Genomic DNA, 24,310 nt, shown 5'->3' with positions numbered 1-24,310 from the left:
CATCTGGCCCGTCGTCAGCGCTCGGATGTCGGTCGTCTCGATCGCAGCCACCTGCGCACTGTTCAGCGCCTTCAGCGTCGCCGTCGACAGGTTCGCTACCTGGTACGTCGTCAGCGCTTCAATATCAGCCGTTTCAATCGCAGCGACTTGGGCCGTAGACAACGCAGCCAACGCAGCCGAGCCAAGCACGCCAATCTGGGCCGTGGACAGCGCAATGAGTTCATCCGTAGTCAGCGCCTGAATCTGAGAGGTTTTCAGCGACGAAACGGCAGCCGTGGACAACGACTGAAACTGATCTGTGGACAAGACAACCAAATTTGAGGTTGTCAATGCCCCCACTTGCGCGGTGGTCAGCGCACCAAAATCATCGGTAGACAGCCCGGTAACCTGCTTCGTAGTCAACGCGGCGATTTGCGCGGTTGTACTACCCAGAATGAAATTTGATGCTGCCATTTTTAACCTCTATTCCTTTTTATTCGCACCGGCTGAAGGGATGCAAATGAAATGCCGACTCTATGAAACAGGCAATGCGCACCCACTTATGGAGTTCGCCCGTTCCTTCATAACGACACTTTTTTACAAAACTTAAACAAATTGTTCAATGGGCACAAAATGAACAGGGCAGTTGCCTCTAAAAGTAGCACCTTATCGCACAAACGCAGGAGCTAAGCAAAGGATTTGAGCCGTATAACTTGCATTCTTTTAAAAATGCAAGTCACTTTACGCATCATTACTTTTAAGTTTGCAAGCACTTACATTCAGCCAAATATCCACTCTACGTTGTGCTTCTGCAATTTGCATGAGTCCTAGCTGCGCCTCAGAGCGCGAATAGTTTGCCGTCGCGCCCGCGTCTCCTGCCTTGGAAGCCAGGATCAGCCACTTATGTGCCTCGATCGGGTCCAACGCAACGCCATCTCCTGTTACGTACATCAAGCCCAATCTGGCCTGGGCAGGAGCAAGGCCCTGTTCAGCCGCCAGGACCATCCAACGGAAAGCCTCCCCTAAGTCAGCGGACACCCCCTGCCCTTTGATATAGGCCACCCCTAGGTTGTACTGAGCCTCCGCGTCGCCCTGCTGAGCGGCTTTGTTCAACCAAAAGGCCGCCTGCTCAAAATCCCGAATCCGGGTGAAGAGCACACCTAAGGTCGCCTGGGCGGGCACAAACCCAGCCGCAGCAGATTTGTTGCACCACACAAATGCTGTTGGGAGATCGCGTTTGATGCCTCCACGTCCACTGGCGAAGATGGATCCGATGTTCCACTGCGCTTTGGCATCCCCTTGCTCTGCGGCCTTCTGTAGCCAATCCAATGCTTGACGGAAATCAGATGCGATGCCCACGCCAGTCAAATAGCAGGCACCCAAAGCACTTTGCGCTTCTGCATGTCCTTGCTCGGCCGAAAGCTTGTACCAACTGACAGCAACGGCAGAATCCTTGAAAACGCCGCGCCCTGTTGCATACTGCTGCGCCACCACGTACTGCGCCTGCGCATCCCCAAGATCGGCTGCCCTTCGGTACCCGGTCGCCGCCAACTCCTCCGCATTCTTGTGAAAAGTGTCTGCCAGCGCCCGCCAAGCCCGGTTGTCATTCTGCTCACCCGCTCTGAGGCACCAGGCAAGACCACGAAACAAATCGCGGTCAGCACTGTCCGCTCCCAACAACCAGTGCCCCACCGCGAGTTGGGCATCAACCGCCCCCCGCTCTGCCGCCCTCAGAAGCCAAGTGGTGGCCGACGGCTCTTGCCGGACCTCTAGTAACTTGGCCAATGCGACCTGCGCACGAACATCCTCGCCATGAGCCGCGCGCGAATACCAATACTCCGCTTGAATCAGGTCTAGAGGAACCGCCATCCCCAGCTCGAACATCAATCCCAGGTGGTACCAAACATTCGCATCGGCGTGCTCTGCAGCATCAACCCACTCTTCAACGCCTATTTGTCGGCGCTCCGCCGAAGCCTTCCGGCGGCGATTCTGACCAAGGACTGGAGACCGACCGCCCCCCTCGTTGTCCAACAGCTCCATGGCCACCTGCGCAGGCGCATAACGCTGCGATGCCGCTCTGCGGTACCAAAAAAAGGCAGTATCCAGATCTGGTGAAGCACCTTGCCCAGTGGCATACATTTCCGCCAAAGCGTGTTGCGCGGCGGCCAACCCCTGCTCCGCAGACGCTTTGCACCAATGTAGGGCCTGATGAACATCAGGATCAACGCCCACACCTTTGGCAAAGGCTTGTGCAACTGCCAACTGGGCCTCTGGGGTGCCAAGCTCCGCGGCCTTCATGAAGCACGCAAAAGCGGCCTCCGGATGCGCCACGCTATGCAATTTCCCCAATCGGAAATAGGCCTTGGGGTGACCTTGCACAGCCGCTCGCAAGAACCAGACAAATGCTTGGTGCTCGTTTTTTTCAATTGCCACGCCACTTGCATACCTCGTAGCCAAGAGATATTGCGCAGGCACATGCCCCCGCTCGGCCGACAGGCGAATCCAGTGGATCGCCTGCTTGAAATCTTGGGGGACACCAATGCCATTGGCGTACATCAACCCCACTTCGTACTGTGCATCGGGCAATCCTAGGCGCGCCGACTTCAGCGTTCTCAAAAAAATAGCTTTATCGCGACTAGATATCACAGACATCCCCCCAGCAATGGCCAACGGTGCCATTGCAACCGCTACATCTTTTCAGCACGTTGCTCGCCCCCACCCATTGCCTTGTACAGCTGAACCTCGGCCTCCAGTTGCGCCCGTCTCAATGTGATCACAGCCTGCTGCGCAGCCAACAAGTCTTGCTGCCCCTCAATCACTTCCCGGTATGCCACCAAGCCACCGTCATAACGCCCCTGGACAATCAGCAATCGCCTTTCCTGGGAGGCTTTGTTCGCCATCGCAGCGCGCATTTGCTTGGCCAAAGATTCACGGGCCGACAACTGGTCAGCCACCTCGCGGAAAGCCTGTTGAATGGTCTTTTCGTATTCGGCCACTGCAATTTCCTGGCGTGCCTGCGCTACCGCTACACCGCCTTGAACACGCCCACCATCCCAGAGCGCGGGCAGCGATACCAAGGGCGAGAATGTCGACGAATTGGAAGTAAAAAGACTAGCGAAGCCCCCTCCGACCGCGCCAAAACCCGCAGTGATGGCAATTTTGGGGAAAAATGCAGCGCGCGCTACGCCTATATTGGCATGTGCAGCTCGCAACCGCTGTTCGCTGGCCATGACATCAGGCCGAAACAGCAACACCTCGCTCGGAATCCCTGGCCGCAACACGGAATCGAATCCTGGCTCTTCAATGGACTTTCCTTCCGGCTGTATTACGCCAGTCTTACCGACCAAGAAGTCCAAGCGATTCCCTGCCACTGCACGTTGATGCTTCAGCGCCGCCAGACTGCTACGACCAGACTCCAGCGCAACAGTCGCCAGCAGATGCTCATTGTCATTCGCAGCACCAAGATCACGCCCCCTCCCCACCAGCTCAGCAGCGTATTCGCGCAAATCGACGGTGGCGCGCAAAAGGGAAATAAGCTCATCTAACTGCAAGATTTCGTAATACGCATTGGCAACATCAGCAACCAAAGTCAATTGAACAGCGCGCCGGGCATCTTCGGTGGCTAGAAAGCTGAATCGGGCAACTTCCGTCATCCCGCTGATTCGCCCCCAGAAATCCAGCTCATACGAGACACTAATCAGTGGCGCGGTATAGCCGGTGGTGATGGCTGTACCAGCCGGAGGCCCCAGGCTGACTGTTGGCACACGATCCGCGCGGACCACGCCATATTGCGCACGCGCCTCCTGCACCCGGCCGACAGCCATGCGTAGATCACGGTTGTTCTCCAATGCGGCTTCCAGGAGCGCACGCAACCGCAAATCTGTAAAAAAAGCACGCCAGTGTGTGGCCGCCGAATTGATCCCCGGGACTTGTCCAGCCTGCTCCCATTTGGCCGGCACCGGCGCGACAGGGCGTTGCAGCTCAGTCTGCGAACAGGCCGACAACAGAAGGGCAACCGCAGTGAGAGGGAAAACTCTGTACATAAAAAGCAAAAGTACACCTGTGCAGGCTACGCATACTACGTGGCTTCCCACGCCGACAAAACTGCAAATGCCCCCCTTTCACCCCCCGTTTCAGGCGGTTGATTCCAGTACATACTTGCTGTAATACCGCTCACCCTATCGATTCGTCCGAGGCACCGTGGCATCTTTTGAAGAAAACTTCGTAGACATCGTCATGCGCGCATGGAATGGCCAGCTGGAGTTTGCCCAGCTGATCGACTGCGCCGCCCAAATGGACGCCAAGAAGCTGAGCCCTTTGTCTGTCGTCCTCTACCAGACTTGGCTCAGCAGAACCCCATCGCCCTATGCGTACGCAGCCTACTTCAACCTGGGCGTCACCCTGTCCAACCTGGACGATTTTCCAAATGCCGAGGCGGCCTACCGGAAGTCCATGGAGTTACATCCGACATTTGCCCAACCCCGCCTGAACCTCGGTTCTCTGTTCGAACGCATGGGGCAAATTGAGAAAGCCTTGGCAGAATGGCGCTGGGTGGCAGACAACATCAGCGCAGAGCCCCCAGAGACCAAACCCTTGATCGTCATGGCCTGCAACCACCAAGGCCGGGTTCTGGAAACCAAAAAACAAATGCACGACGCCTTGGAGTGGCTCACTAGAAGCCTGACCTTAGACCCCAACCAAGAGGATGCCTTACATCATTGGATTCATCTGCGCCAAAAACAATGCATATGGCCGGTTTACCCCACGTTCCCCGGCATCAGTCTGGATGCCATGCACAAAGCGACCTCAGCGTTGGCCATGCTCAGCGTCTCCGACGAGCCCGTCAGACAACTGGAAGCTGCACGCCGGTTTGTTGAAAAGAAGGTGATCTCCAACGTAGCGACACTTGCCAACCCCAAAGCCTATGGCCACACGAAACTGCGGATTGCGTACGTTTCGTCTGACTTCTCTTTGCATCCGGTTTCCATGCTGACTGCAGAGCTCTTCGAATTGCACGACCGTACTCAGTTTGAAATCTATGGCTATTGTTGGAGCCCGGAAGACGGTTCCGGGCTGCGCCAAAGGGTGATTCAGTCTATGGATCAATTCCACCGTATTGACAGAATGACCGACGAAGATGCAGCCAATCTCATTCGCTCGCACGAGATTGACATCCTGATCGACCTGCAAGGTCAGACTGCCGGTGCACGCGCGAACCTCTTGGCGTACCGCCCCGCGCCAGTGCAAATCACCTACCTGGGGCTCCCCGCGACCACCGGCTTGCCATCGATTGACTATGTCATTGCAGACAAGTTCTTGATCCCTGAAGCATCGGCATCCCTGTATTCAGAAAAACCTCTCTACATGCCAGATGTGTACCAGGTGAGCGATCGCAAGCGCCCCGTGGGCCAGACGCCCACGCGCGCCTCATGCGGGTTGCCGCCGGATACCTTTGTGTTTTGCTCCCTGAATAACAATTACAAGTACACGCCCGAAGTGTTTTCCGTATGGATGAACATCTTGCGGCGGACTCCGGGCAGCGTGCTGTGGTTGTTGTCTGACAACCCTTGGGCCGAGGCAAATCTCCGAACAGAAGCTCAAAAACACGGGATTGATCCGGGCCGCCTTTACTTTGCTGGCAGGGTGCTGCCACCGGACTACTTGGCGCGCTACGCAGTGGCTGACCTATTTCTGGATACATTCCCATTCAATGCGGGCACCACTGCCAATGACGCGCTCTGGATGGAACTACCTCTGCTGACCTACACCGGGCGATCCTTTGCTTCGCGCATGGCGGGTGCACTCCTGACAGCGGCCAAGTTGCCAGAGCTGATCACTTACAACCTGCAGGATTACGAAGAAAAAGCTGTGGCACTAGCTGGCCAACCCGTGGAACTTGCACGTATACGCAAGCACTTGGCGCAAGAAAAAGCTAGTGGCGTTTTGTTTGACACCCCTCGGTTCGTACGAAACCTGGAGCAACGCTTGCAGCAACTTGTTGCTGCGCTCTAGAGTTCGGAAGGGGTCAGTGCAGCAGAGTGCTCTGAGTGTTGAAGCGAGCGTCGCAGTGTGCCAGCCACGGTTCGGTCAGGTCCCGCACTTTGGCGTCATTGCACAGGATGCGAAGCATGATGCGGGACTTCTCCGCTCTCTCCTGCGCGTCCAACTCAAGACGACGCGCCTGGCTGCGCAACTGCTCTATCAACACAGCGCACACGCCCTCATGGTGGACAACGGTATCCCAATCCTGAGAGCGGGCAGCATCTAGCATCTGAACGCTGCTGGCCTCTATGGCCCGGTAACACTCGATCAATGTCTTTGGCATGGTGGCCTCAGTCTCAAACAGGCTTCAGGTAGGCGGGACCTTGCCCATCAATTTGCTTCCATCCGCTGGCCACGGGCTCAATCAATTGCTTTACCTCATTGAGCAAAGCTGGATCGTTCTTGGCATTGGCAAGCACCAAGCGCATGACGCAGTATTCGTACAGATTTTTCAAATTGCCTGCCAGTTCACCGCCTTTGGACAGGTCTAGCGGGGCAATCAGCCCCTCTTCCAGAATGCGAATGGCGGAGCTGATGTGGTTGCATTTTGCGCCGATATCACCCGCCTGCATTGCCAGGGTGGCCGACCCTAGCGTGCGCTGCAAGGCCTCAAACAGCAAGGTCACCAACTGATGCGGATTGGCCATTTCCACACTGGCATCCACACTCGCTCTTTTGTAGGCGGAAGCCGAACGGGCGTTGACGGAAGTAAACATGCTGCAATTCCTTATCTTCTTGCAACCTATATCGGCACCGCCAGCGCCAACTAAAGTGCATTCAATCCGAAACCACTTACCCAGCGGAGTTCGCAAAGGAACTTCTCTTTATTTCAAGCTTAACGCAAGGCGCGCCAGCACTTCAGAAATAGGGACAAACCCCCCTGTCGGCTGCGCCGGACCGTCCACAGCGGGCGCAACCGCCACCCCAACCACCTTGCCCGTCTTGTCAAAAAACGGCGCACCCGCATCCAGAGGTGCCAGCGGCACCGAAGTGCGCACCCATTTCAGCCCCACTGCATCCTTCTGGGTCCCGACGGCGCCCTTGCGGATGCCCATATCGGGCGTGCGCGCAGCAACATCCATTACATATACATCCTCACCGGCAAGCACCGCCGGATTGGATCGAAGGGCCAATGTTGAGGCATTGCGCTCGGTGAGCTGCACCAACGCGACGTCGCTTTGCTCATCCCTGCGGATTACAAACCCCAGAGATTCACGCCCCGTAGCGGATTTGAGTTTGACCAGCTGGTAGCCGCGAACCGTGTGCTCACTGGTGATCAAATACCCGTCCGCACTCACGACAAACCCACTACCCCGGTTCAGTCCCGCAATCACCGTGAATACGGCAGACCTAGGCTCATCCACGGTGGCGTTGCCTTTGGCCGCCTCCATCACCCGCAGCGGCTCTGCCATGGCAGAAGCTCCGCCCGGAGACGCCCCTTTTTTGTCCCCGTGGACAGTGCGATAAAAAGCCGCATCTGCGAGCAAGTTCTGAGTCGCTGACGCAAATGCACTTCGCATCAGTTCGGTCGTCCCCCCGGGCACACTGTCATCCGTCTGGTAGGAGCCTTCGGTTGCGGTCTCGTAGACTACTTTCTTCTGCATGGTGCTGTACACCTGCCATTGCACCTTGACATAGGCACCGCCACGCGCATCCCGCCAGTTTCCGAAGTCGGACCAAGGGGCGCATGTGTCCATGCTCACATTAGCCACCTGTCCTGACACCAGAAACCCGGCTCGGGGGCTAATGGTGGTTTCCGGGGTAGCCCCAGGCTCAACTACAGTAGCGAATTTGGCTTTTTCGACTTCTTGGCGGAAACTCTCTGCAAACTCATCGTCATTGACATTCACGCGGCCATCCCGCCAGGCGAGGGGTTTGCCGGGAATGCACAGAACGCCAAAACGCGACTTTCCAATGAGCTCACCTTTCGGCAAGGCATCCGCAATTTTTCGAAACTGAATGATCTTGGCGCCGGCATCGATTGGCGCCACTAGCGCGGCACCCACAGGCACCTTCTGCACGCTGGTGGAACATGCGACCAGAAGGCCAACCAATACCAGCCCCAATAATCTAACACCACGCACCTGAGTTGTCATGGTCGATCGCCCATCAACTGGTCGACTTGTTCCAGGTCGTTACCTGCTGCGCCACATAGGCGTTGAGAGCTGACAACGAAGCCATCTTGGTGTCCAACGCGGTGTATTGCTTGCGCAAGCGCGCCTCGACAGCGTCCGCACGGTCATTCACCCGGGTTTGCTCCGTTGCATTGCGATCCAGATCCTTTTGCAGGGAGCTCGCCTTGTTCACAACAGACCCACCGGTCCCCAAAACCCCCTTAGCCAAAGCGCTGAACTTCAGAGCAAACCCGTTGGTCTGTGCGTTGCCATTGTTGGTGGTGAACAGTTTCTGAAGTTCAGTTCCGTTATTGGCTGCAGTGCTCAGTTTGGCGGTGTTGAGTGTCAGCGAGCCATCCAGTTGACGTTCTACACCCACGTCAGACAGCCGTTGGTACGCCGACCCCGTGCTGACCGAACCCAACATATTGCGCAAGATACTTTGGAGGCCCAACACTGCGGAATCCCCCTGAAAAATCGCAGGCGTCTTTGTTGAAGCGTCGTACTTGGTCATATCAGCCAAAGACGCTGCCAGCGTGTTGTAAGCGGTAATGAAATCCTGCACATTCTTGACTGCAGGTGTGACATCTTCCCGCACTGCCATAGTGACGGGGGCCTTCGTCTCACTGACCGTTCCGTAATTAGTCGTGGTGGTCGCCGTCAACGTGATAGTCACCCCTGGGATGTTGTCCGTCAGGGTATTGGTTGTGGAAGTTACCGCCAAACCGTTGATGCGGGCTTTGGCATCTTGGCCATTCTGCGCCGGCGTGCCACTGGAAGCCATTCCAAATGCAGCAGTTTGGGGATCATAGGCAAAGCGGGAAAGGCCTGCGTTGTCTGCATTATTGCTATCTGCATCCGTCGCCTGAATCTTGAATCCTGAATCCGCGCCCGTGCTCTTGGAACGCAACAGCAAACGCTCACCAGTCCCATCACGAAACACCGTAGCCACGACACCAGCCGTAGAAGCATTAATCTTGGCTGCCAGCGTGGTGATAGTGTCCGCTGCGGTGACGGTGATCGCCACATCAGAGCTGCTGCCTCCCGCCGTGAACGTTGGTCGGGCAGAGTTAGCGGCGGTGACGGCTGCGGCTGCCGCAGTGGCTGCCGCACTAGCTGCAGCAGTAGCTACCGTGGAGGCTGTTGCCGCACTCAGAGCAACGCCTTTGAGTGCAGAGGCATCGGTAGCGTCGGCCGTCGCGGTGATGCTATTGGCCGAAGTCTGCTCCCCACCTGTCATTGCTGCGTATGCATTGTTTTTTGCTGTCAAAGCTGCTGCTTCGGCAGCCTGCAGCGCTGGGGTGCTGTGGTCGTTGGCTGTAATGGCGGACACCCAATCGGAATAGGCGCTGGCATAAGCAGTCTGTTCGGGCGAAACCGCAGCAGAAGCCAGATCCGATGCCGCCGTGTTGTCATCCGCCAAAGCAGAGGCTGCCGAGGCGGCCGTACTACCGGCAGTAGCGCTGGCGGTAGTCGCGGCATTCGTGGCAACCGTCGAGGCAGCAGCGGTACTGACCACCAGCGCATCCTTGGCGGCAATATCTGCGTTGGTAGTACTGGCGTCGGCAGAGCCCCCAGACCAAGTACCCGTCCGAAACGTCAGAGTGCCAGCGCCCACTAAAGATCCCAAGGCCACTGAGGCCGACGAATTGGACTGTTCCTTGGCCAATGCATCCACATCCAATGTAAAAGACGTGGCGGCTGTAGAGGCTGTTGCAACAATCGTTGCAGCGCTTGTGTTGGAGGACGAGGCCACCCGCGAACTCCAGACCGAGGCAGCCGCAATTCGGGTCGCGACGTCACTCAGTGCCGAAAATTGGGATTGAATCTGACCAAACGAGGAAATTTTGGCCTGGTCGATGGTGGCTTTGGCCTTCAAAGACGTCAGTGGCTGCTTCTCCAGCGCCACCAATTTGGTGACGATCGCCTCGGAGTCCAGGCCGCCAGTGCCGACCCCCAATGAAGAAATGGTAGCCATTCAAGCCTCCTACTCAGTCCAAGACTCCGAAGTGTCGCACTTTGGCACCGCGAATAAACCATGAAAAGACCCGGTTTTCCCACAGAAAAAAGGGTGGCGAGGGATTTCTCCCTTGCCACCCTCTATATCGGACGCTGCCGCAGATACTTTAGCGCCGAATCCTTACTCGCCTTGATTAACGCAGCAGGGCCAGCACGCCCTGGGGCAACTGGTTCGCCTGGGCCACCATCGCTGTGCCGGCCTGTTGCAGGATTTGGGCGCGCGACAGGTTGGCTGTTTCCACCGCAAAGTCGGCATCCTGAACGCGTGAGCGGGATGCGCTCAAGTTTTCAGACGTGATGTTCAAGCTGGAGATCGTGGTTTCAAAACGGGACTGCAAGGCACCGTATTTAGCACGCTCGCCACTAATGAAAGCCACCGCAGAATCAACGGTTTTAATGGCCTGCGTAGCTTTCGCGACTGTCGACACGTCCAGATCAGACACCTTGTTCAATGTGGAAGTTCCAGTGGTAGTCGCCGTACTTGCAGAGGTCACTGCAAAGGACTTTTGCGAATCAAGGACCAAAGAGCCACTGGTCAGCGAATCATCTGCCGTCGCATCGGCGGCCAACGTGATAGTACCTGCGATTGCCGCTCCTGCACTGTCCAGCTTAGTGATGGTCACAGCACCCGCGTTGGTTGCGGTGGTGTCGCCCAAGTAAATGTCATTGCCAGTGGCATTGGTCAACGTCACGCCAGTGCCTGCCGCATTGACAGATGCAGTCACTCCCGTTTTGGAGGACTGATCGTTGATCGCAGACACCGCTGTGGCCAAACCATCTGCAGTTGCTACCGCCGTCAGCGAGAAGGTGATGGTTTGGTTCGCAGAGTTATCAGAGCGCAGATTCAGTGTGTAGGCCCCTGCAGTACCAAAGGTCACTGTTGCGTCGGTACGTGCAGTTGCGGTAACACCCGTCGAGGCGGTTTGGCCATTGATGGCGGCAGCGATGGTCTTTGCCGTATCGTTCAAAGCAACCGTGGCAGAGGCCGTACCAACGTAGCCGCTGATAGCAATGGCACCTGCAGTAACGCCGTTGAGACCAAAAGCGGTTGCGGTAGATGCCGCACCCGCGTTGGAGCCGGCGATTTGGTTGTTGCCGTACTGGCTGGTGCGGGTGTTGCCCGTGGTGGCGGTCACGGTCTGGTTGGCGTTGGCGCCGACTTGGAAGACGGCCGAGCCGAAGCTGCCATCCAACAAGTTTTGGCCGTTGAACTGCGTCGTGAGCGAGATACGATCCAGTTCGGCAGTGAGCTGATTCACTTCAGCATTGATCGCTTGGCGATCGGAGGCCGAATTGGTGGCATTGGCAGATTGCACCGCCAACTCACGCACACGCTGCAGCACGGTGCTCATGGAACCCAGTGCGCCTTCAGCGGTTTGCGCCAGCGAAATGCCGTCATTGGCATTGCGGGCCGCTTGGTTCAGGCCACGGATTTGAGAGGTGAAACGCTCCGAAATCGCCAAACCGGCAGCATCATCCTTTGCGCTGTTGATGCGCAAACCCGAGGACAGGCGCTGGATGGAGGTACCCAACGCCGACTGACTGTTGGTCAGATTGCGTTGTGCGGTCAACGTGTTGATGTTGGTATTGATGGTTGCGGTCATGTGATAACTCCTGGTAAGAACCTGTAAATCCGGCGAAATGCCGATCTCAACGCCAGCATCGCTACTGGCCGCCATGACCGGTGCGCCACAGTGGCGCCTCCCGGACGACAGGCCCGCTAAGGCCCGTTGCAATTGTTTTCGGGTCAATCCCAGAAAACTTTAGCAACTTCACTTCAAACAGCTCTTAACACGCAGCCCTAGGTGACGGAAATTGAATTAGCGCGGAGTTCACCGGGCAATTCATGCGTTTAAGGGTTTACCCCTATCAAGATTGCCAGAGCGTCAAGAATTTGGCCGCCTTTTGCCGTGCTTATTGCCCATATGCCTGAGGAGGGCTTCTCCAGAATTCACCCATCGTTACTGATTGTCTGCGGGCTAGCAGGCTATGCAATCGGCGGCGACGCTGATTCACTTTATTTAGGAGTTCCGCAATGGCCTCAACCATCAATACCAACGTTCAGTCGCTGACTGCGCAACGCAACCTCAGCAGTTCGCAGTCGGCAATGGCTACCTCCATGGCCCGCCTGTCCTCAGGTTTGCGCATCAACAGCGCCAAAGACGATGCGGCGGGTTTGGCCATCAGTGAACGCTTTACCTCGCAGATCCGTGGCGTCAACCAAGCGGCCCGCAATGCCAATGACGGCATTTCGCTGGCGCAGGTAGCGGAAGGCGCACTGGGCAGCGCATCCAGCATCCTGCAACGCGTCCGCGAACTGGCGGTGCAATCGGCCAACGCCACGAACTCCTCTTCGGACCGTGCCGCCCTAAACGCCGAAGTCAGCCAACTGACTGCCGAACTCAACCGCATAGCGCAGACCACCCAGTTCAACGGCCAGAACATTCTGGACGGCAGCTTTACTTCCGCCACCTTCCAAGTGGGCGCTAATGCCAACCAGACCATCATTGCCACTACCGCCAATTTCAGCACCACGAAATACGGTAACAACCGAATCGGATCCTCAGTTGCCTCCAGCACCGGCGGGGCCGGCGATCTGGTACTGGGCACTACCAGTGCAGGCACCAATCCGTCGACAGCCGTCACCGGCAACACTAGCCCAGTAACTACCGCGGATACGCTGGTCGTCAGCGGATCCACTGGCACAGCTAACGTGGCAGTCAACATTGGGGACAGCGCCAAACTCGTTGCAGCATCCATCAATGCCCAAGCCGGCACTACCGGGGTAACGGCCACGGCGCGTACAGAGGTTGACATCAACAATTTCACTACTGCCGGGAGCTATTCGCTCACCGTGGTGTCGAACAACCCGACGGCAACGCCAGTGACGATTGGCTTCAATATCGGCACTACCCTCAACACCAATGACGGCTTGGCTGCAGCGGTTACGGCCTTCAACGACAAGTCCTCCCAAACGGGTATCACAGCCAAGCTGAATACCGCAGGCACCGGCATCACGCTGACCAACGATTCCGGCGCCGATATTCAGATCAACAGTGGAGCGAGTTCAGTCGGGAGCTTCGACGTCGTCAATGCGCCCGTAGGCCCCATTCCGCCCGCCGTCGTAACGACAACACCGGCTGTTGTCACGATGGCCGCCAGCGGGAGCGCCTATGTCGTGGGTGCATTGACCCTGGATTCCAACGGCAGCTTCAGTGTCAGCAACACCAATGGGGAAAGCACAGGAACTGGTGCCAGCTATTTTTCGACCGCCAACTCCGCCAGTGAGTTGCAATCCGCCTCCACCATGGACGTTTCCACCGTGGAAGCCGCCACCCGCACGCTGTCAACTGTGGACTCATCCCTCTCGGTCATCTCCGCACAGCGCGCCAAATTCGGCGCCCTGCAGTCGCGGTTCGAGACCGCCATTAGCAGCCTGCAAACCACGTCGGAAAACTTGAGCGCCTCGCGCTCACGTATCCAAGATGCGGACTTTGCGATGGAAACCGCCAACCTGTCGCGCACGCAAATTCTGCAACAGGCTGGTACCGCCATGGTGGCGCAGGCCAACCAGTTGCCGCAGTCGGTGTTGCAGTTGCTCAAGGGCTGATAGCACAACCCTCTTCTGGGGAACCATCCGTTGGATGGCGACTGTGGGACAGGTACGTCTGTCGCACGCTTAAATTAAGTTCTCAAGTTTGCAGCCCATGCTGCCGACAACCCATGTGTACGCGTCCTCTGTGGACCGCTCACGCCCCTTCGTTGCGGGCCACTCCATGCTGATTGCCTTGCGCTTGTAGGAAGTTCGCCTACAGGGCGCGTCTGCGTTTCCGACACGTGGATTAGCCTTTTTCTGATTCAAGTTTTGAGGCCTGGCAACCAGAATTCGCTCCATGGTGATTCACACGAATTGCCCTCACCAGGAGCCGAATATGAACGACGAACAACTACTGGCGCAGATCCGGGAAGCCAATATGACTTACCTGATGCTGGCCCAAAGCCTGATCCGCAAGGACAAGGCAGAAGCCCTGTTTCGCCTGGGCATGTCGGAGGAAGCCGCCGACATGATTACCGCCCTCTCCCCCGCACAAATCATGCGCATTGCATCGAGCAACATGCTGCTGTGCCGCTTCCGGGTGGACGACGACATCGTCTGGAACCTGTTGACAAACCACTCGACCAACAAGGTGGACAACGACGCCACCACCAAGCTGCACGCCAGCATCTTGATGGCCGGCCGTTTCGCCGAAGCCGTCTGAGCACCCCACCCCGCAGGAGCACCCCATGGCCACCAAAAGTGTTTTGAACGACTCCAAGCAAGTCGAGCGCGCAGTCTCCCTGATCCAGCTGGGCGCCCGCCTGCAGGTGCTGGAGAGCGAAACCGACCTGTCTTACGAGCGTCTGCTGCGCCTGTACAAGGAAGTGGCCGGCCGTTCTCCCAGCAAGGGCCAGCTGCCCTTCTCCACCGAGTGGTTCCTGACCTGGCAGCCTAATATCCACGCGTCGCTGTTCCAGAACACCTATGAGTACCTGAGCAAGGTCAGCGCCATGGAGGACATCGACGCCATCATGGCCGCCTACCGCCTCTACACCGAGCAGATCGCCGCCTGCGGTGTCGAGCCCCTGCTGTCCATCACCCGCGCCTGGCGCCTGGTGAAGTTCATCGACAACAACATGCTGTCCATGACCAAGTGCTCCAAGTGCGGCGGCCACTTTGTCTCGGAAGCCTATGAAAACTCCCGCCACTTTGAGTGCGGGCTGTGCACCCCCCCCGCACGGGCCGGCAAAGGCTCTACCGCCGGCGGCATCTTGCTGCACTAGTCGCTACAAATATAGTAGCTACTTGCGCAATATCCACGGGGGCTAGAGGTCATTTTTAGATAAAACTCAAGACAACGGACAAGGCGACGATATGATAGAGACGGCCCTGAAAAGCCAGGCTGTTCAACCCCTGAAGCCCCTGGCTTCCCTGTCACAATGTTCCTATGTTCGTAATCATCGGCTGGCTGGTTGTTCTTGGCTGCGTGTTCGGCGTGTTCATCGCGCACGGCGGCAACATCAGCGTGGTGTTGCACGCACTCCCCTTCGAAATGCTGACCATCGGGGGCGCCACCCTGGGCGCCTTTTTGGCCAACAACCAGATGAAGGTGATCAAGTCCACCATGAAGGGCCTGGGCGCCTGCTTCAAAGGCAGCAAGTACACCAAGGCGCGCTACATGGAACTCATGGCGCTGATGTTCGACATCCTGCAAAAGGCCCGCAAAGAAGGGCTGATGGCGATTGAAAAAGATGTCGAAGAGCCTGAGCAGTCCGAAATCTTCAAAAAATACTCCACCGTAGGTTCCGACCACCACGTGGTGGAGTTCATCACCGATTACCTGCGCATGATGGTGTCGGGTAACCTGAATGCCCATGAAATCGAATCGCTCATGGACAGCGAAATCGAAACCCACCACCACGAAGAACACGCTGCCGTGGCCGCCATCCAGCGCATTGCCGGTGGCTTGCCCGCTTTCGGGATTGTGGCGGCGGTGCTGGGCGTGGTGAACACCATGGGCTCGGTGGGCCAGCCCCCTGCGGTGCTGGGCGGGATGATCGGCTCGGCGCTGGTCGGCACCTTCCTGGGCATTTTGCTGGCGTACGCCTTTGCCGAACCGCTGGGTGGCCTGTTGGAGCAAAAAGTGGAAGAAGCCGGTAAGGAATTGCAGTGCATCAAAACCACGTTGCTGGCCAGCATGCAGGGCTACAACCCCTCCACTGCCATTGAGTTCGGCCGCAAAGTTCTGTATTCCACAGAGCGCCCCACGTTTGCCGAGCTGGAAGCGTATGTCAAGAAAAAGTAAGCGCGGGGGCGCCTGAGCATGGCCGGAGACGCCAAGAAGCTTCAGCCAATCATCATCAAGCGGGTCAAAAAAGGCGGCCACGCTGCGCATGGGGGCGCCTGGAAGATCGCCTATGCCGACTTCGTGACCGCCATGATGGCGTTCTTCTTGCTGATGTGGCTACTGGGCAGCACGTCGGAAGGCGACAAAAAAGGCATTTCCGACTACTTCCAGTCGCCCCTCAAAGTCGCTATGCAAGGTGGCGCGGGTGCGGGCGCCAGCAACAGCGTGATCACCGGCGGCGGCAACGACCTGACGCAGCAAGCCGGCCAATCGCGCCGCGGCGACGGCACCGAGAAAACGGCCAAGAAGATGTCGGGTGAACAGGCCAAGATCGAACGTGCCAAAAACGACGCCAAAGCGCTGGCCACCCTGGCCGCCAAAATTGCGGCAACCATCTCCAACAACCCTAAGATGGCCGAGTTCAGCTCACAGATCAAACTCGAAATCACCCCGGACGGCCTGCAGATCCAAATCGTAGACGACCAGCGCCGCCCCATGTTTGACAGCGGCAGCGCCACCGTCAAACCCTATATGCGCGACATCCTGCGCGAAATTGGCCTGGCCCTGGCAGAGGTCGAAAACAAGATCAGCCTGGACGGCCACACCGACCGCCTGGCCTATGGCAATGCGGCCCGTGGCTACAGCAACTGGGAGCTGTCGGCCGACCGTGCCAACGCCTCCCGCCGGGAACTGATTGCGGCTGGCATGCCCGAAGACAAGCTGGCGCGCGTGGTGGGCATGGCCTCCAGCCTGCCACTGGAACCCGACGACCCGATGAGCCCCAGCAACCGCCGCATCAGCATTCTGGTGATGACCAAAGACGCGGAAGAACGGCTCTTGGGCACCAAGACAGTCCCGCTGGAAATCGAGACGGAAACCGCGCCCCCCGCAGCGGCTACAGGCGCAAAATCGACACCATAACTCCGCGAAAATTCGGTCATACTTGCAGAAATTCGAAAATTGCCTGGTTAAAGGTTATCTATGTCCAAAGAATTGCGCTTTCTAGTTGTTGATGACTTCTCCACCATGCGCAGAATTGTTCGCAATCTGCTCAAGGAAAGTGGCTATGCCGAGGCTGATGAGGCCGAGGACGGGGTGGTCGCCCTGCAAAAACTCCGCGCCAGCACCTTTGACTTCGTGGTTAGCGATATCAACATGCCCAATATGAACGGGTTTCAATTGCTGGCCGAGATCAAAAAAGACGACAAGCTCAAACACCTGCCCGTACTGATGGTGACCGCGGAAGCCCGCAAGGAAGACATTGTGCTGGCGGCCCAACAGGGTGCGGCCGGCTACATCGTCAAACCGTTCACCAAGGCCACCCTGGAAGACAAGGTGAACCACATCCTGACAAAAATGGGCTTGAAGTAAGCATGACTGACGCCACGCCACTCTCCACCGGCGCAGTTCACCAACAGTTGGGGGCGCTCACGCGCCAGTTGCATGACTCCCTCAATGGCCTAGGCCTTGCCGAAAAAGTCAAAGACTGGGCCGGCGAGTTGCCTGACGCGAAAAGCCGCCTGTCCTACATCGCGCGCCTGACCGGCCAAGCCGCCGAAAAGGTGCTCAACCAGGTCGACCAGGCCAAGGCCCAGCACGACCACATAGCGGCAGAAACCCGCCGCATTGGCGCATTGATCGTCAAAGACCCCGTAGGCGCTGTCGCCAAGGGCCATGTGATGAATTTCATCAATGACGTCGAGCAATCCAGCAAGAAAGTGGACGACCACCTGACCGAAATCATGATGGCGCAGGACTTCCACGACCTGACCGGCCAGGTGATTGCCAAGGTGGTCACACTGGCTGCGACCATCGAAGAACAGCTGGTGCTGTTGCTGCTGCAAACCGCCCCCGCCGAAGCCAAAGTAAGCGCCGCCACTGTGCAGGAATACACCCCTGCATTGGCCGGCCCCGTGGTGGACGGGCAGGCCAACCAGGAAGTGGTCACCGACCAGTCCCAGGTGGACGATTTGCTGGCCAGTTTGGGCTTCTGAAATCTTCTTGAATAAGCGGAGGATTGCCCCGCTTATCGCCCTTTAGTTCAGGAGGTCGGTTGCGACAATGGTGAGAACTAGAGAGCTTCTCCACCATGGACTCAGGCAGTCAAGATCGCAACCTACCGGCCTCAGAGCGCAAGCTCAAGAAAGCGCGCGAAGACGGCCAGGTTAGCCGCTCCGAAGACCTTTCGCACCTCGCGGTGCTGGGCGCTGGTGCCATCGCGGTTCTCGTCCTGTCCCCCGTATTGTTCGACCAGCTCAAGCTCAGCATGGCGCAGCAGCTGTCCTTTGACGCAGCCATCGTCATGCGTCCTGGCGCCATGTTGCAGCGCTTGAGCGATACCACCACCATTGGCATTGCAGGTTGCGTCGCATTCGCCGCCATCGTCACCACCGCGGCCATCGTGGCAGCCGTGGCATCGGGCGGCTGGGTCAACAGCCTCAAGCCACTGATGCCGGATTTTTCCCGCCTCAGCCCGTTGTCCGGCTTCTCCAATCTGTTTTCCAAGAAGAAGCTGCTCAACACCGCCAAGATGGTCGCCATGACGGGCATTCTGTTTGCCATTGCCACCTCGTTTCTGACCTCTGGTTTCCAGGAGATGGCATCCTTGCTGATGCAGCCCTCCACCGCAGCCATTGCCCATTTGACCCAATGGCTGACCGGTGGACTCGGCCTCATGCTGCTGGTGGTCCTGATGGCCGCCATGGTGGACGTGCCGCTGCAAACCTTCCTGCACAAAGACCAGATGAAGATGTCGCACCAGGAAGTGAAGCAGGAAGGCAAAGAGTCTGACGGTAACCCACAGATCAAAAGCAAGATCCGCCAGAAGCAGCGTGAATTGGCCCAAAAAAGCAGTGTCAACGCCGTGCCCAAAGCCGACTTCGTGGTGATGAACCCCACCCACTTTGCCGTAGCCATCCGCTACGACGAAAAATCCATGCGCGCCCCGCGTGTGATCTCCAAAGGCGCTGACCTGTTGGCCATGAAGATCCGCGATGTGGCGAAGCAGCATTCCATCCCCGTACTGCAGTCCCCCATGCTGGCGCGTGCGCTGTATGCCAATGCGGAGCTGGACCAGGACATCCCCTCAGCTCTGTACACCGCCGTGGCGCAGGTATTGGCCTATGTGTACCGCTTGCGCGCCGCACTGCGTGGCGAAGGTGCCATGCCGCAAGAAGTGCCACAGCCCTTTGTTCCGCCCGAGCTGGACCCCTTGTCCAAAACCCTGAAGGCTGAAACGGCATGAACGCCCACATCAAAAACCTGCAGCAGTGGTTTGGCAGCAATGCCACCGTCATGCAGGGTGCAGCCGCCCCTATCCTGGTCGTCGCCATTCTGGCCATGATGGTGCTGCCGCTGCCTCCCATCCTGCTGGACGCTTTCTTCACCATCAACATCGCCGTGGCGCTGATGGTGATGATGGTGGCGGCCTACATGATTCGCCCCTTGGACTTCGCGGCCTTCCCCTCCGTGCTGCTGCTCACCACGCTGATGCGCTTGTCGCTCAACGTGGCGTCTACGCGCGTGGTACTGCTCGAAGGCCACACCGGTGCCGGCGCTGCCGGCGCGGTGATCGAGGCCTTTGGCCATTTCCTGATTGGCGGCAACTTTGCCGTGGGTCTGATCGTGTTTGCCATCCTGGTGGTGATCAACTTTGTGGTGGTGACCAAGGGCTCTGAACGTATTGCCGAAGTGTCTGCCCGGTTCACGCTGGACGCCATGCCGGGCAAGCAGATGGCGGTGGACGCCGACCTGAATGCGGGCCTGATTGACGAAAAAGAAGCCAAGCGCCGCCGCGCAGAAATTGGCGAAGAGGCCGAGTTCTTTGGCTCCATGGACGGCGCCTCCAAGTTCGTGCGCGGCGATGCCGTGGCCGGTATCCTGATTTTGCTGATCAACATCTTTGGCGGCTTTGCGGTCGGCATCCTGCAGCATGACCTGACCGCCAGCCAGGCCGCCAACTCCTACATCCTGTTGGCTGTTGGTGATGCCCTGGTGGCACAAATTCCTGGCCTGCTGATTTCCGTGGCTGCTGCCATGGTGGTGTCCCGCGTCGGCAAGGACAAAGACATCGGCAAGCAGATCATGGGGCAGATGTTTGTGTCCCCACGGGTGCTCGGCATCACCGGACTCATCATGTTTGTGGTGGGTGTCATTCCCAATATGCCGCACCTGGTGTTCTTGAGCATCGCAGCCATCCTGGGCTATGGCGCATGGGCCCTGTCGCACAAGCCCGAGCCGGTGGATCCCCAAGCCCAGGCCCCCGCTCCAGTGACAGACGGCGAAGCCTCCTGGGACGACCTGCAACCCGTGGACCAACTGGGCTTGGAGCTGGGCTACCGCCTGATTGCCCTGGTGGACAAAACCCGCCAAGGCGACTTGCTCAACCGCATCAAGGGCGTGCGCCGCAAGTTTGCGCAAGAGGTTGGCTTCCTGCCACCTGCCGTGCATGTGCGGGACAACCTGGAACTCAAGCCCAGCGCCTACCGCATCACGCTGCGCGGCGTCATCGTGGGAGAAGGCGAAGCGTTCCCCGGCATGTACCTGGCCATCAACCCGGGTGGCATCACCACGCCCTTGATCGGAGCTGCCACCACCGACCCTGCTTTTGGTCTGCCCGCCCATTGGATTGACGAGCGGCAAAAGGAAGCGGCGCAAATGGCCGGATTTACCGTGGTTGATTCCGAGACCGTCATGGCCACCCATTTGTCACACTTGATGCAAGTCCAGGCCGCCAAGTTACTGAGCCGGACAGAAACACAACAACTCGTGGAACACGTGGCAAAGCTGGCCCCCAAACTCATCGAAGAAGTCGTTCCCAAGATGGTCTCGGTGGCGGTTTTCCAAAAGGTTTTGCAACTGCTGCTGGACGAGTCGGTCCATATCCGCGACATCCGCACCATCATCGAATCCATCGCCGAACACGCCACCGCCACCACCGATCCGGTCGAGCTGGCCCGGCGTGTACGCGTGGCGCTGTCGCCAGCCATCGTGCAGCAGATTTATGGCCCGACCCGCGAGCTCAATGTGATTGCCATCGACCCCAGCCTGGAACGTCTGCTGGTGCAGGCCTTGGGCGGCACATCGGGCCCAGCCCTGGACCCTGGCGTGGCCGACATGCTGACCCGCACCGCAGCCGAGACCGCGTTGAAACAGGAAGAGATTGGCGTGCCCGCCTGCCTGCTGGTGCCGGACCAGATCCGCGGCTCGATTGCGCGCCTGGTGCGCCGCGTGGCCCCCCGCCTGCAAGTACTGGCGCACAGCGAAATACCTGAAACCCACACCATCCGCATCGGCCCGATTTTGAGAGGCGCAACACCATGAACATCCAACGCTTTACCGCCGCCACCTCACGCGAAGCCCTTGCCAAAGCACGCCAGGCCTTTGGCGATGGCACCCTAATCTTGTCCAACCGCCCCACCGAAAACGGCGTGGAAGTGGTGGCCACCGCCGAAGACACGCTGGCCACACTGGACCAGAACGCTGGCAAGCCCGGAGGGAACAAACAGCAGCCCGCGCCGCGCAACAGCACGCCACCCAGCTACCAGGATGTGGCAAGCCAAGTGGAGGACGATGCAGAACAATTGGCCATGAGCACGCTGTCGTTCCAGGACTATGTGCGCGAGCGCATGATGCGCCGCCGCCACGAGGCCGCGCAAACCCAGCCCCAAACCACCATCCTGCCCCCGCCTGTGGCCCCCGAGCCACCCCAGGCGCCGGCGCTCAAGCGCATCAGCATGGACGTAGAAGCCGCCCCCCAAAGGCCGGTGCCCGCACGCAAGCCGCCAAGCTATACGCCCGCTCCTGCCGTGCCGCAAAACATGATGGATGAGCTGCACGCCATGAAGGAGCTGATTGAAGACCGCTTCAATACCCTGAACTGGCTGGGCCAGGCGCGGCAAAATCCCATCCAGTCCAACCTGATGCTGAAGATGATTCGCGCAGGCTACTCGCCCACACTGTCCCGCACGATTCTGGAGCGCATGCCTGAAGACATGGATGCGGCGGAATCGGTGCGCTGGGTGATGGACGTGCTGGAGCGCAACCTGCGCACCGACGCCAGCAGCCCGCCCCTGCACGAAGAAGGCGGCGTGTTTGCCCTCATAGGCGCCACCGGCGTGGGCAAGACCACCACCGCCGCCAAGCTGGCCGGCCAGTGCGCCCGCGCCCATGGCCCCGGTAGCGTGGGCCTGATCACCCTGGACACCTACCGTGTGGGTGCCCATGAGCAACTGCGTGCCTACGGCAAGATGCTGGGCGTCGTGGCCCACCTGGCGCATGACAAGGCCGCCCTGCAAGATCTGCTGGGGCTGCTGGCCAACAAGAAAATGGTGTTGATTGACACCACCGGCATTGCCCCACGCGACCCGCGCAAGCGCGAACTGATGGAGCTGCTGGACTTGCCCAAAATCAAGCGCCTGCTGGTGCTCAATGCGGGTGGCCATGGGGACACGCTGGACGAAGCCGTGGCCTGCTTCAAAACCCCCACCACGCTGCAAGCCATTCTGTCCAAGACCGACGAGGCCGTGAAACTCGGCCCCGCCCTCGATGCCGTCATCCGACACCAATTGGTGTTGCGCGGTGTGACCAACGGCCAGCGCGTGCCTGAAGACTGGGAACCCGCTGTCGCAGCCAAGCTGGTGCGCATGTCCATGCGCACGGCCGGCGTGTCCGCCTACGACCCCAAGGCCAGCGACCTGGGCTTTTTCTTCAGCCAGTCCAGCAACGCGGCCACCGGCCAGGGGCGCCTGGATGCTTGATCACCCGATCAATCAGGCCGCAGGTCTGCTGGACCTGGCAGTCGTCCCTGCGCCCAAGCTCATCGCCATGGTCAGCCATGGTGACGAGCAGGTGGAACTCCCACTGTTGCTGCAACTGTGCAATGCCCTGGTCGGTTTCGGCCACCCGGTCACGGTGCTGGACGGCACGGTGCTGGAAACCCCGGACAACCCGGGTTTGGCCCAGTTGTTTGATTACTCCATGGCGCCGCCAGCCGTATCCGATGCGCCTTCGTGGACGGTTCTGCCGGCACGGCTGGGGCTGCAAACCCTGGCCAGCGGCAGCGCTACCGGCATGCATTCGCTGGTAGATGCCGGAGGACTATTCCCCCACGAGAGTGTGGTGATTGTGTACAGCACGGCGCAAACGCTGGCCCATTTGCTGCACGGCAGCGGCGTGCGCCCGGTGCTGGCCGTGTCCACGGCCAAAGCCTCGCTGCTAACCAGTTATTTGGCCCTCAAACGCCTGTTGCTCAAAGGTGCACTGGAACCTACCATTGTCAATGTGATGGACAATGCAAGAGCCAAAACACCGGTGTCCGAAAACCGCACGCCCACCAGCTTGAACGACTGCGCCAAATACTTTTTGAATTACCAAGTGAACGCCCTGAACATTCCGGCCCCCACCACCGATGAGCGCCCCTCGGCCAGCATCGGCCGGCTGGTGCTGGGCCTGCTGGAAAATGCCATGGCGCTGAACAGCGGCTGGTCCGCTCCCCACCGCCCCTATGCGCCCACGGTGCGCCACCACTACCCCACAGGGGCACACTGATGTACTCCGCCAAAGGACAGCTGGACCGTACCGCTTTGATCAAGCAGTACCAGCCGCTGGTGCGCCGCCTGGCCCACCACATGATGGCCAAGTTGCCCGCCAGCGTGGAAGTGGATGACCTGATCCAGGTCGGACTGATTGGGCTGTCGGACGCGCTTACCCGCTTCGAGGCTTCGCAGGGCGTGCAGTTTGAGACCTTTGCCACCCAGCGCATTCGCGGCGCCATGCTCGACGAGCTGCGTGAAAACGACTGGATGTCGCGCGGCTCCCGCAAGAGCCAGAAGGAAATTGAAGTCGCGATGCGCAAGCTGGAGCATGTGCTGGGCCGCAGCCCCGCAGAATCCGAAATTGCGGCGGAACTGGGAATGGGCCTGGCCGAATACCAAAGTCTGCTGGGCAAGGTGCGCGGCACGCAGCTGGTCTACCTGGAAGACATGACGCGGCGCAACGAAGACGATGACACCTTCCTGGACCGCCACGTGGCCGACAACGATGCCGACCCGCTGAATATGCTGCGGGACATGCGCCTGCGCCAGTCACTGGTCACCGCCATCAAGGCCCTGCCCGAGCGCGAACAGTTCATCATGAGCATGTACTACGAGCAGGACATGAACCTCAAGGAAATTGCGGCAGTATTGGAAGTGACCGAATCGCGCGTCTGCCAGCTGCACAGCCAGTCCATCGCCCGGCTGCGGGCAAAGATGCGATCCCACTGAGCAGGGG

General features: G+C 58.7%; 20 protein-coding genes and 1 pseudogene. 13 read left to right on the top strand and 8 right to left on the bottom strand.

All coding sequences use genetic code 11. From position 1 onward, the window contains the following. From AC097R_RS20795 to AC097R_RS20785, 3 genes and pseudogenes are all read right to left on the bottom strand, one after another. Positions 1-453 (bottom strand): annotated as a pseudogene (locus AC097R_RS20795) (heme utilization protein); the annotation flags it as partial. 267 nt (positions 454-720) lie between these two features. Beyond that, positions 721-2,658, bottom strand: coding sequence for a tetratricopeptide repeat protein (locus AC097R_RS20790; protein ID WP_479600128.1), 1,938 nt, complete (start codon positions 2,656-2,658; stop codon positions 721-723). An 8-nt stretch (positions 2,659-2,666) separates the two neighbouring features. After that, positions 2,667-4,022, bottom strand: a complete 1,356-nt coding sequence (locus AC097R_RS20785; protein ID WP_479600127.1) for an efflux transporter outer membrane subunit — start codon at positions 4,020-4,022, stop codon at positions 2,667-2,669. Between the two features lie 157 nt (positions 4,023-4,179). Here AC097R_RS20785 and AC097R_RS20780 point away from each other — a divergent pair, with 157 nt between their 5' ends. Further along, positions 4,180-5,991 carry an O-linked N-acetylglucosamine transferase, SPINDLY family protein gene (locus AC097R_RS20780; protein WP_479600126.1) on the top strand — a complete coding sequence of 604 codons (1,812 nt, stop codon included), beginning with the start codon at positions 4,180-4,182 and terminating at the stop codon, positions 5,989-5,991. Positions 5,992-6,004: 13 nt separating this feature from the next. On the opposite strand, the gene AC097R_RS20775 is transcribed toward AC097R_RS20780, so the two are convergent. The 5 genes from AC097R_RS20775 to AC097R_RS20755 all read right to left on the bottom strand — a co-directional run bounded on the left by AC097R_RS20775 (position 6,005) and on the right by AC097R_RS20755 (position 11,758). After that, positions 6,005-6,304 carry a flagellar protein FliT gene (locus tag AC097R_RS20775; RefSeq protein ID WP_479600125.1) on the bottom strand — a complete coding sequence of 100 codons (300 nt, stop codon included), beginning with the start codon at positions 6,302-6,304 and terminating at the stop codon, positions 6,005-6,007. A gap of 13 nt (positions 6,305-6,317) precedes the next feature. Continuing rightward, complete coding sequence (gene fliS, locus AC097R_RS20770) at positions 6,318-6,737, bottom strand: flagellar export chaperone FliS (protein WP_479600124.1); 420 nt, start codon at positions 6,735-6,737, stop codon at positions 6,318-6,320. Between the two features lie 108 nt (positions 6,738-6,845). After that, positions 6,846-8,117 (bottom strand): S1 family peptidase, encoded by a 1,272-nt coding sequence (locus AC097R_RS20765; protein WP_479600123.1) that lies wholly within the window; start codon positions 8,115-8,117, stop codon positions 6,846-6,848. 13 nt (positions 8,118-8,130) lie between these two features. Then, positions 8,131-10,113 carry a flagellar filament capping protein FliD gene (gene fliD / locus AC097R_RS20760; protein WP_479600122.1) on the bottom strand — a complete coding sequence of 661 codons (1,983 nt, stop codon included), beginning with the start codon at positions 10,111-10,113 and terminating at the stop codon, positions 8,131-8,133. A gap of 175 nt (positions 10,114-10,288) precedes the next feature. Then, positions 10,289-11,758: a flagellin N-terminal helical domain-containing protein gene (locus AC097R_RS20755; RefSeq protein ID WP_479600130.1), complete on the bottom strand. Its 1,470-nt coding sequence runs from the start codon at positions 11,756-11,758 to the stop codon at positions 10,289-10,291. A 431-nt stretch (positions 11,759-12,189) separates the two neighbouring features. Here AC097R_RS20755 and AC097R_RS20750 point away from each other — a divergent pair, with 431 nt between their 5' ends. From AC097R_RS20750 to AC097R_RS20695, 12 genes are all read left to right on the top strand, one after another. Further along, positions 12,190-13,764: a flagellin N-terminal helical domain-containing protein gene (locus AC097R_RS20750; protein ID WP_479600121.1), complete on the top strand. Its 1,575-nt coding sequence runs from the start codon at positions 12,190-12,192 to the stop codon at positions 13,762-13,764. A gap of 322 nt (positions 13,765-14,086) precedes the next feature. Continuing rightward, on the top strand, positions 14,087-14,413 hold the full coding sequence (gene flhD, locus AC097R_RS20745; RefSeq protein ID WP_310345975.1) for a flagellar transcriptional regulator FlhD: 327 nt from the start codon (positions 14,087-14,089) through the stop codon (positions 14,411-14,413). Between the two features lie 25 nt (positions 14,414-14,438). After that, positions 14,439-14,975: a flagellar transcriptional regulator FlhC gene (gene flhC, locus AC097R_RS20740; protein WP_310345978.1), complete on the top strand. Its 537-nt coding sequence runs from the start codon at positions 14,439-14,441 to the stop codon at positions 14,973-14,975. Between the two features lie 164 nt (positions 14,976-15,139). Further along, the gene (motA, locus tag AC097R_RS20735) at positions 15,140-15,997 is read left to right on the top strand and encodes a flagellar motor stator protein MotA (RefSeq protein ID WP_310345982.1); all 858 of its coding nucleotides are present in this window, start codon (positions 15,140-15,142) and stop codon (positions 15,995-15,997) included. Between the two features lie 18 nt (positions 15,998-16,015). Beyond that, on the top strand, positions 16,016-16,960 hold the full coding sequence (gene motB, locus AC097R_RS20730; protein WP_479600120.1) for a flagellar motor protein MotB: 945 nt from the start codon (positions 16,016-16,018) through the stop codon (positions 16,958-16,960). A 60-nt stretch (positions 16,961-17,020) separates the two neighbouring features. After that, positions 17,021-17,410, top strand: a complete 390-nt coding sequence (gene cheY / locus AC097R_RS20725; RefSeq protein WP_105261429.1) for a chemotaxis response regulator CheY — start codon at positions 17,021-17,023, stop codon at positions 17,408-17,410. Between the two features lie 2 nt (positions 17,411-17,412). Beyond that, positions 17,413-18,033, top strand: a complete 621-nt coding sequence (locus AC097R_RS20720; protein WP_479600119.1) for a protein phosphatase CheZ — start codon at positions 17,413-17,415, stop codon at positions 18,031-18,033. 95 nt (positions 18,034-18,128) lie between these two features. Next, on the top strand, positions 18,129-19,283 hold the full coding sequence (locus AC097R_RS20715; RefSeq protein WP_479600118.1) for an EscU/YscU/HrcU family type III secretion system export apparatus switch protein: 1,155 nt from the start codon (positions 18,129-18,131) through the stop codon (positions 19,281-19,283). Beyond that, positions 19,280-21,361 carry a flagellar biosynthesis protein FlhA gene (gene flhA / locus AC097R_RS20710; protein ID WP_479600117.1) on the top strand — a complete coding sequence of 694 codons (2,082 nt, stop codon included), beginning with the start codon at positions 19,280-19,282 and terminating at the stop codon, positions 21,359-21,361. Before AC097R_RS20715 ends, flhA begins: the two co-directional genes overlap by 4 nt. Beyond that, positions 21,358-22,797, top strand: coding sequence for a flagellar biosynthesis protein FlhF (gene flhF / locus AC097R_RS20705; RefSeq protein ID WP_479600116.1), 1,440 nt, complete (start codon positions 21,358-21,360; stop codon positions 22,795-22,797). The genes flhA and flhF overlap by 4 nt, the downstream gene beginning before the upstream one ends. Next, a complete protein-coding gene (locus tag AC097R_RS20700) occupies positions 22,790-23,587 on the top strand; it encodes a hypothetical protein (protein WP_479600115.1) in 798 nt (265 codons plus the stop codon). Before flhF ends, AC097R_RS20700 begins: the two co-directional genes overlap by 8 nt. Beyond that, a complete protein-coding gene (locus tag AC097R_RS20695; RefSeq protein WP_310346005.1) occupies positions 23,587-24,303 on the top strand; it encodes an RNA polymerase sigma factor FliA in 717 nt (238 codons plus the stop codon). The genes AC097R_RS20700 and AC097R_RS20695 overlap by 1 nt, the downstream gene beginning before the upstream one ends. The last annotated feature ends 7 nt before the right edge of the window (positions 24,304-24,310 follow it).

Source organism: Rhodoferax sp. ZS1R25, assembly GCF_056521335.1.
Note: the sequence above shows the minus strand (reverse complement) of the source record. Positions and strands in the feature narration are given on the sequence as shown.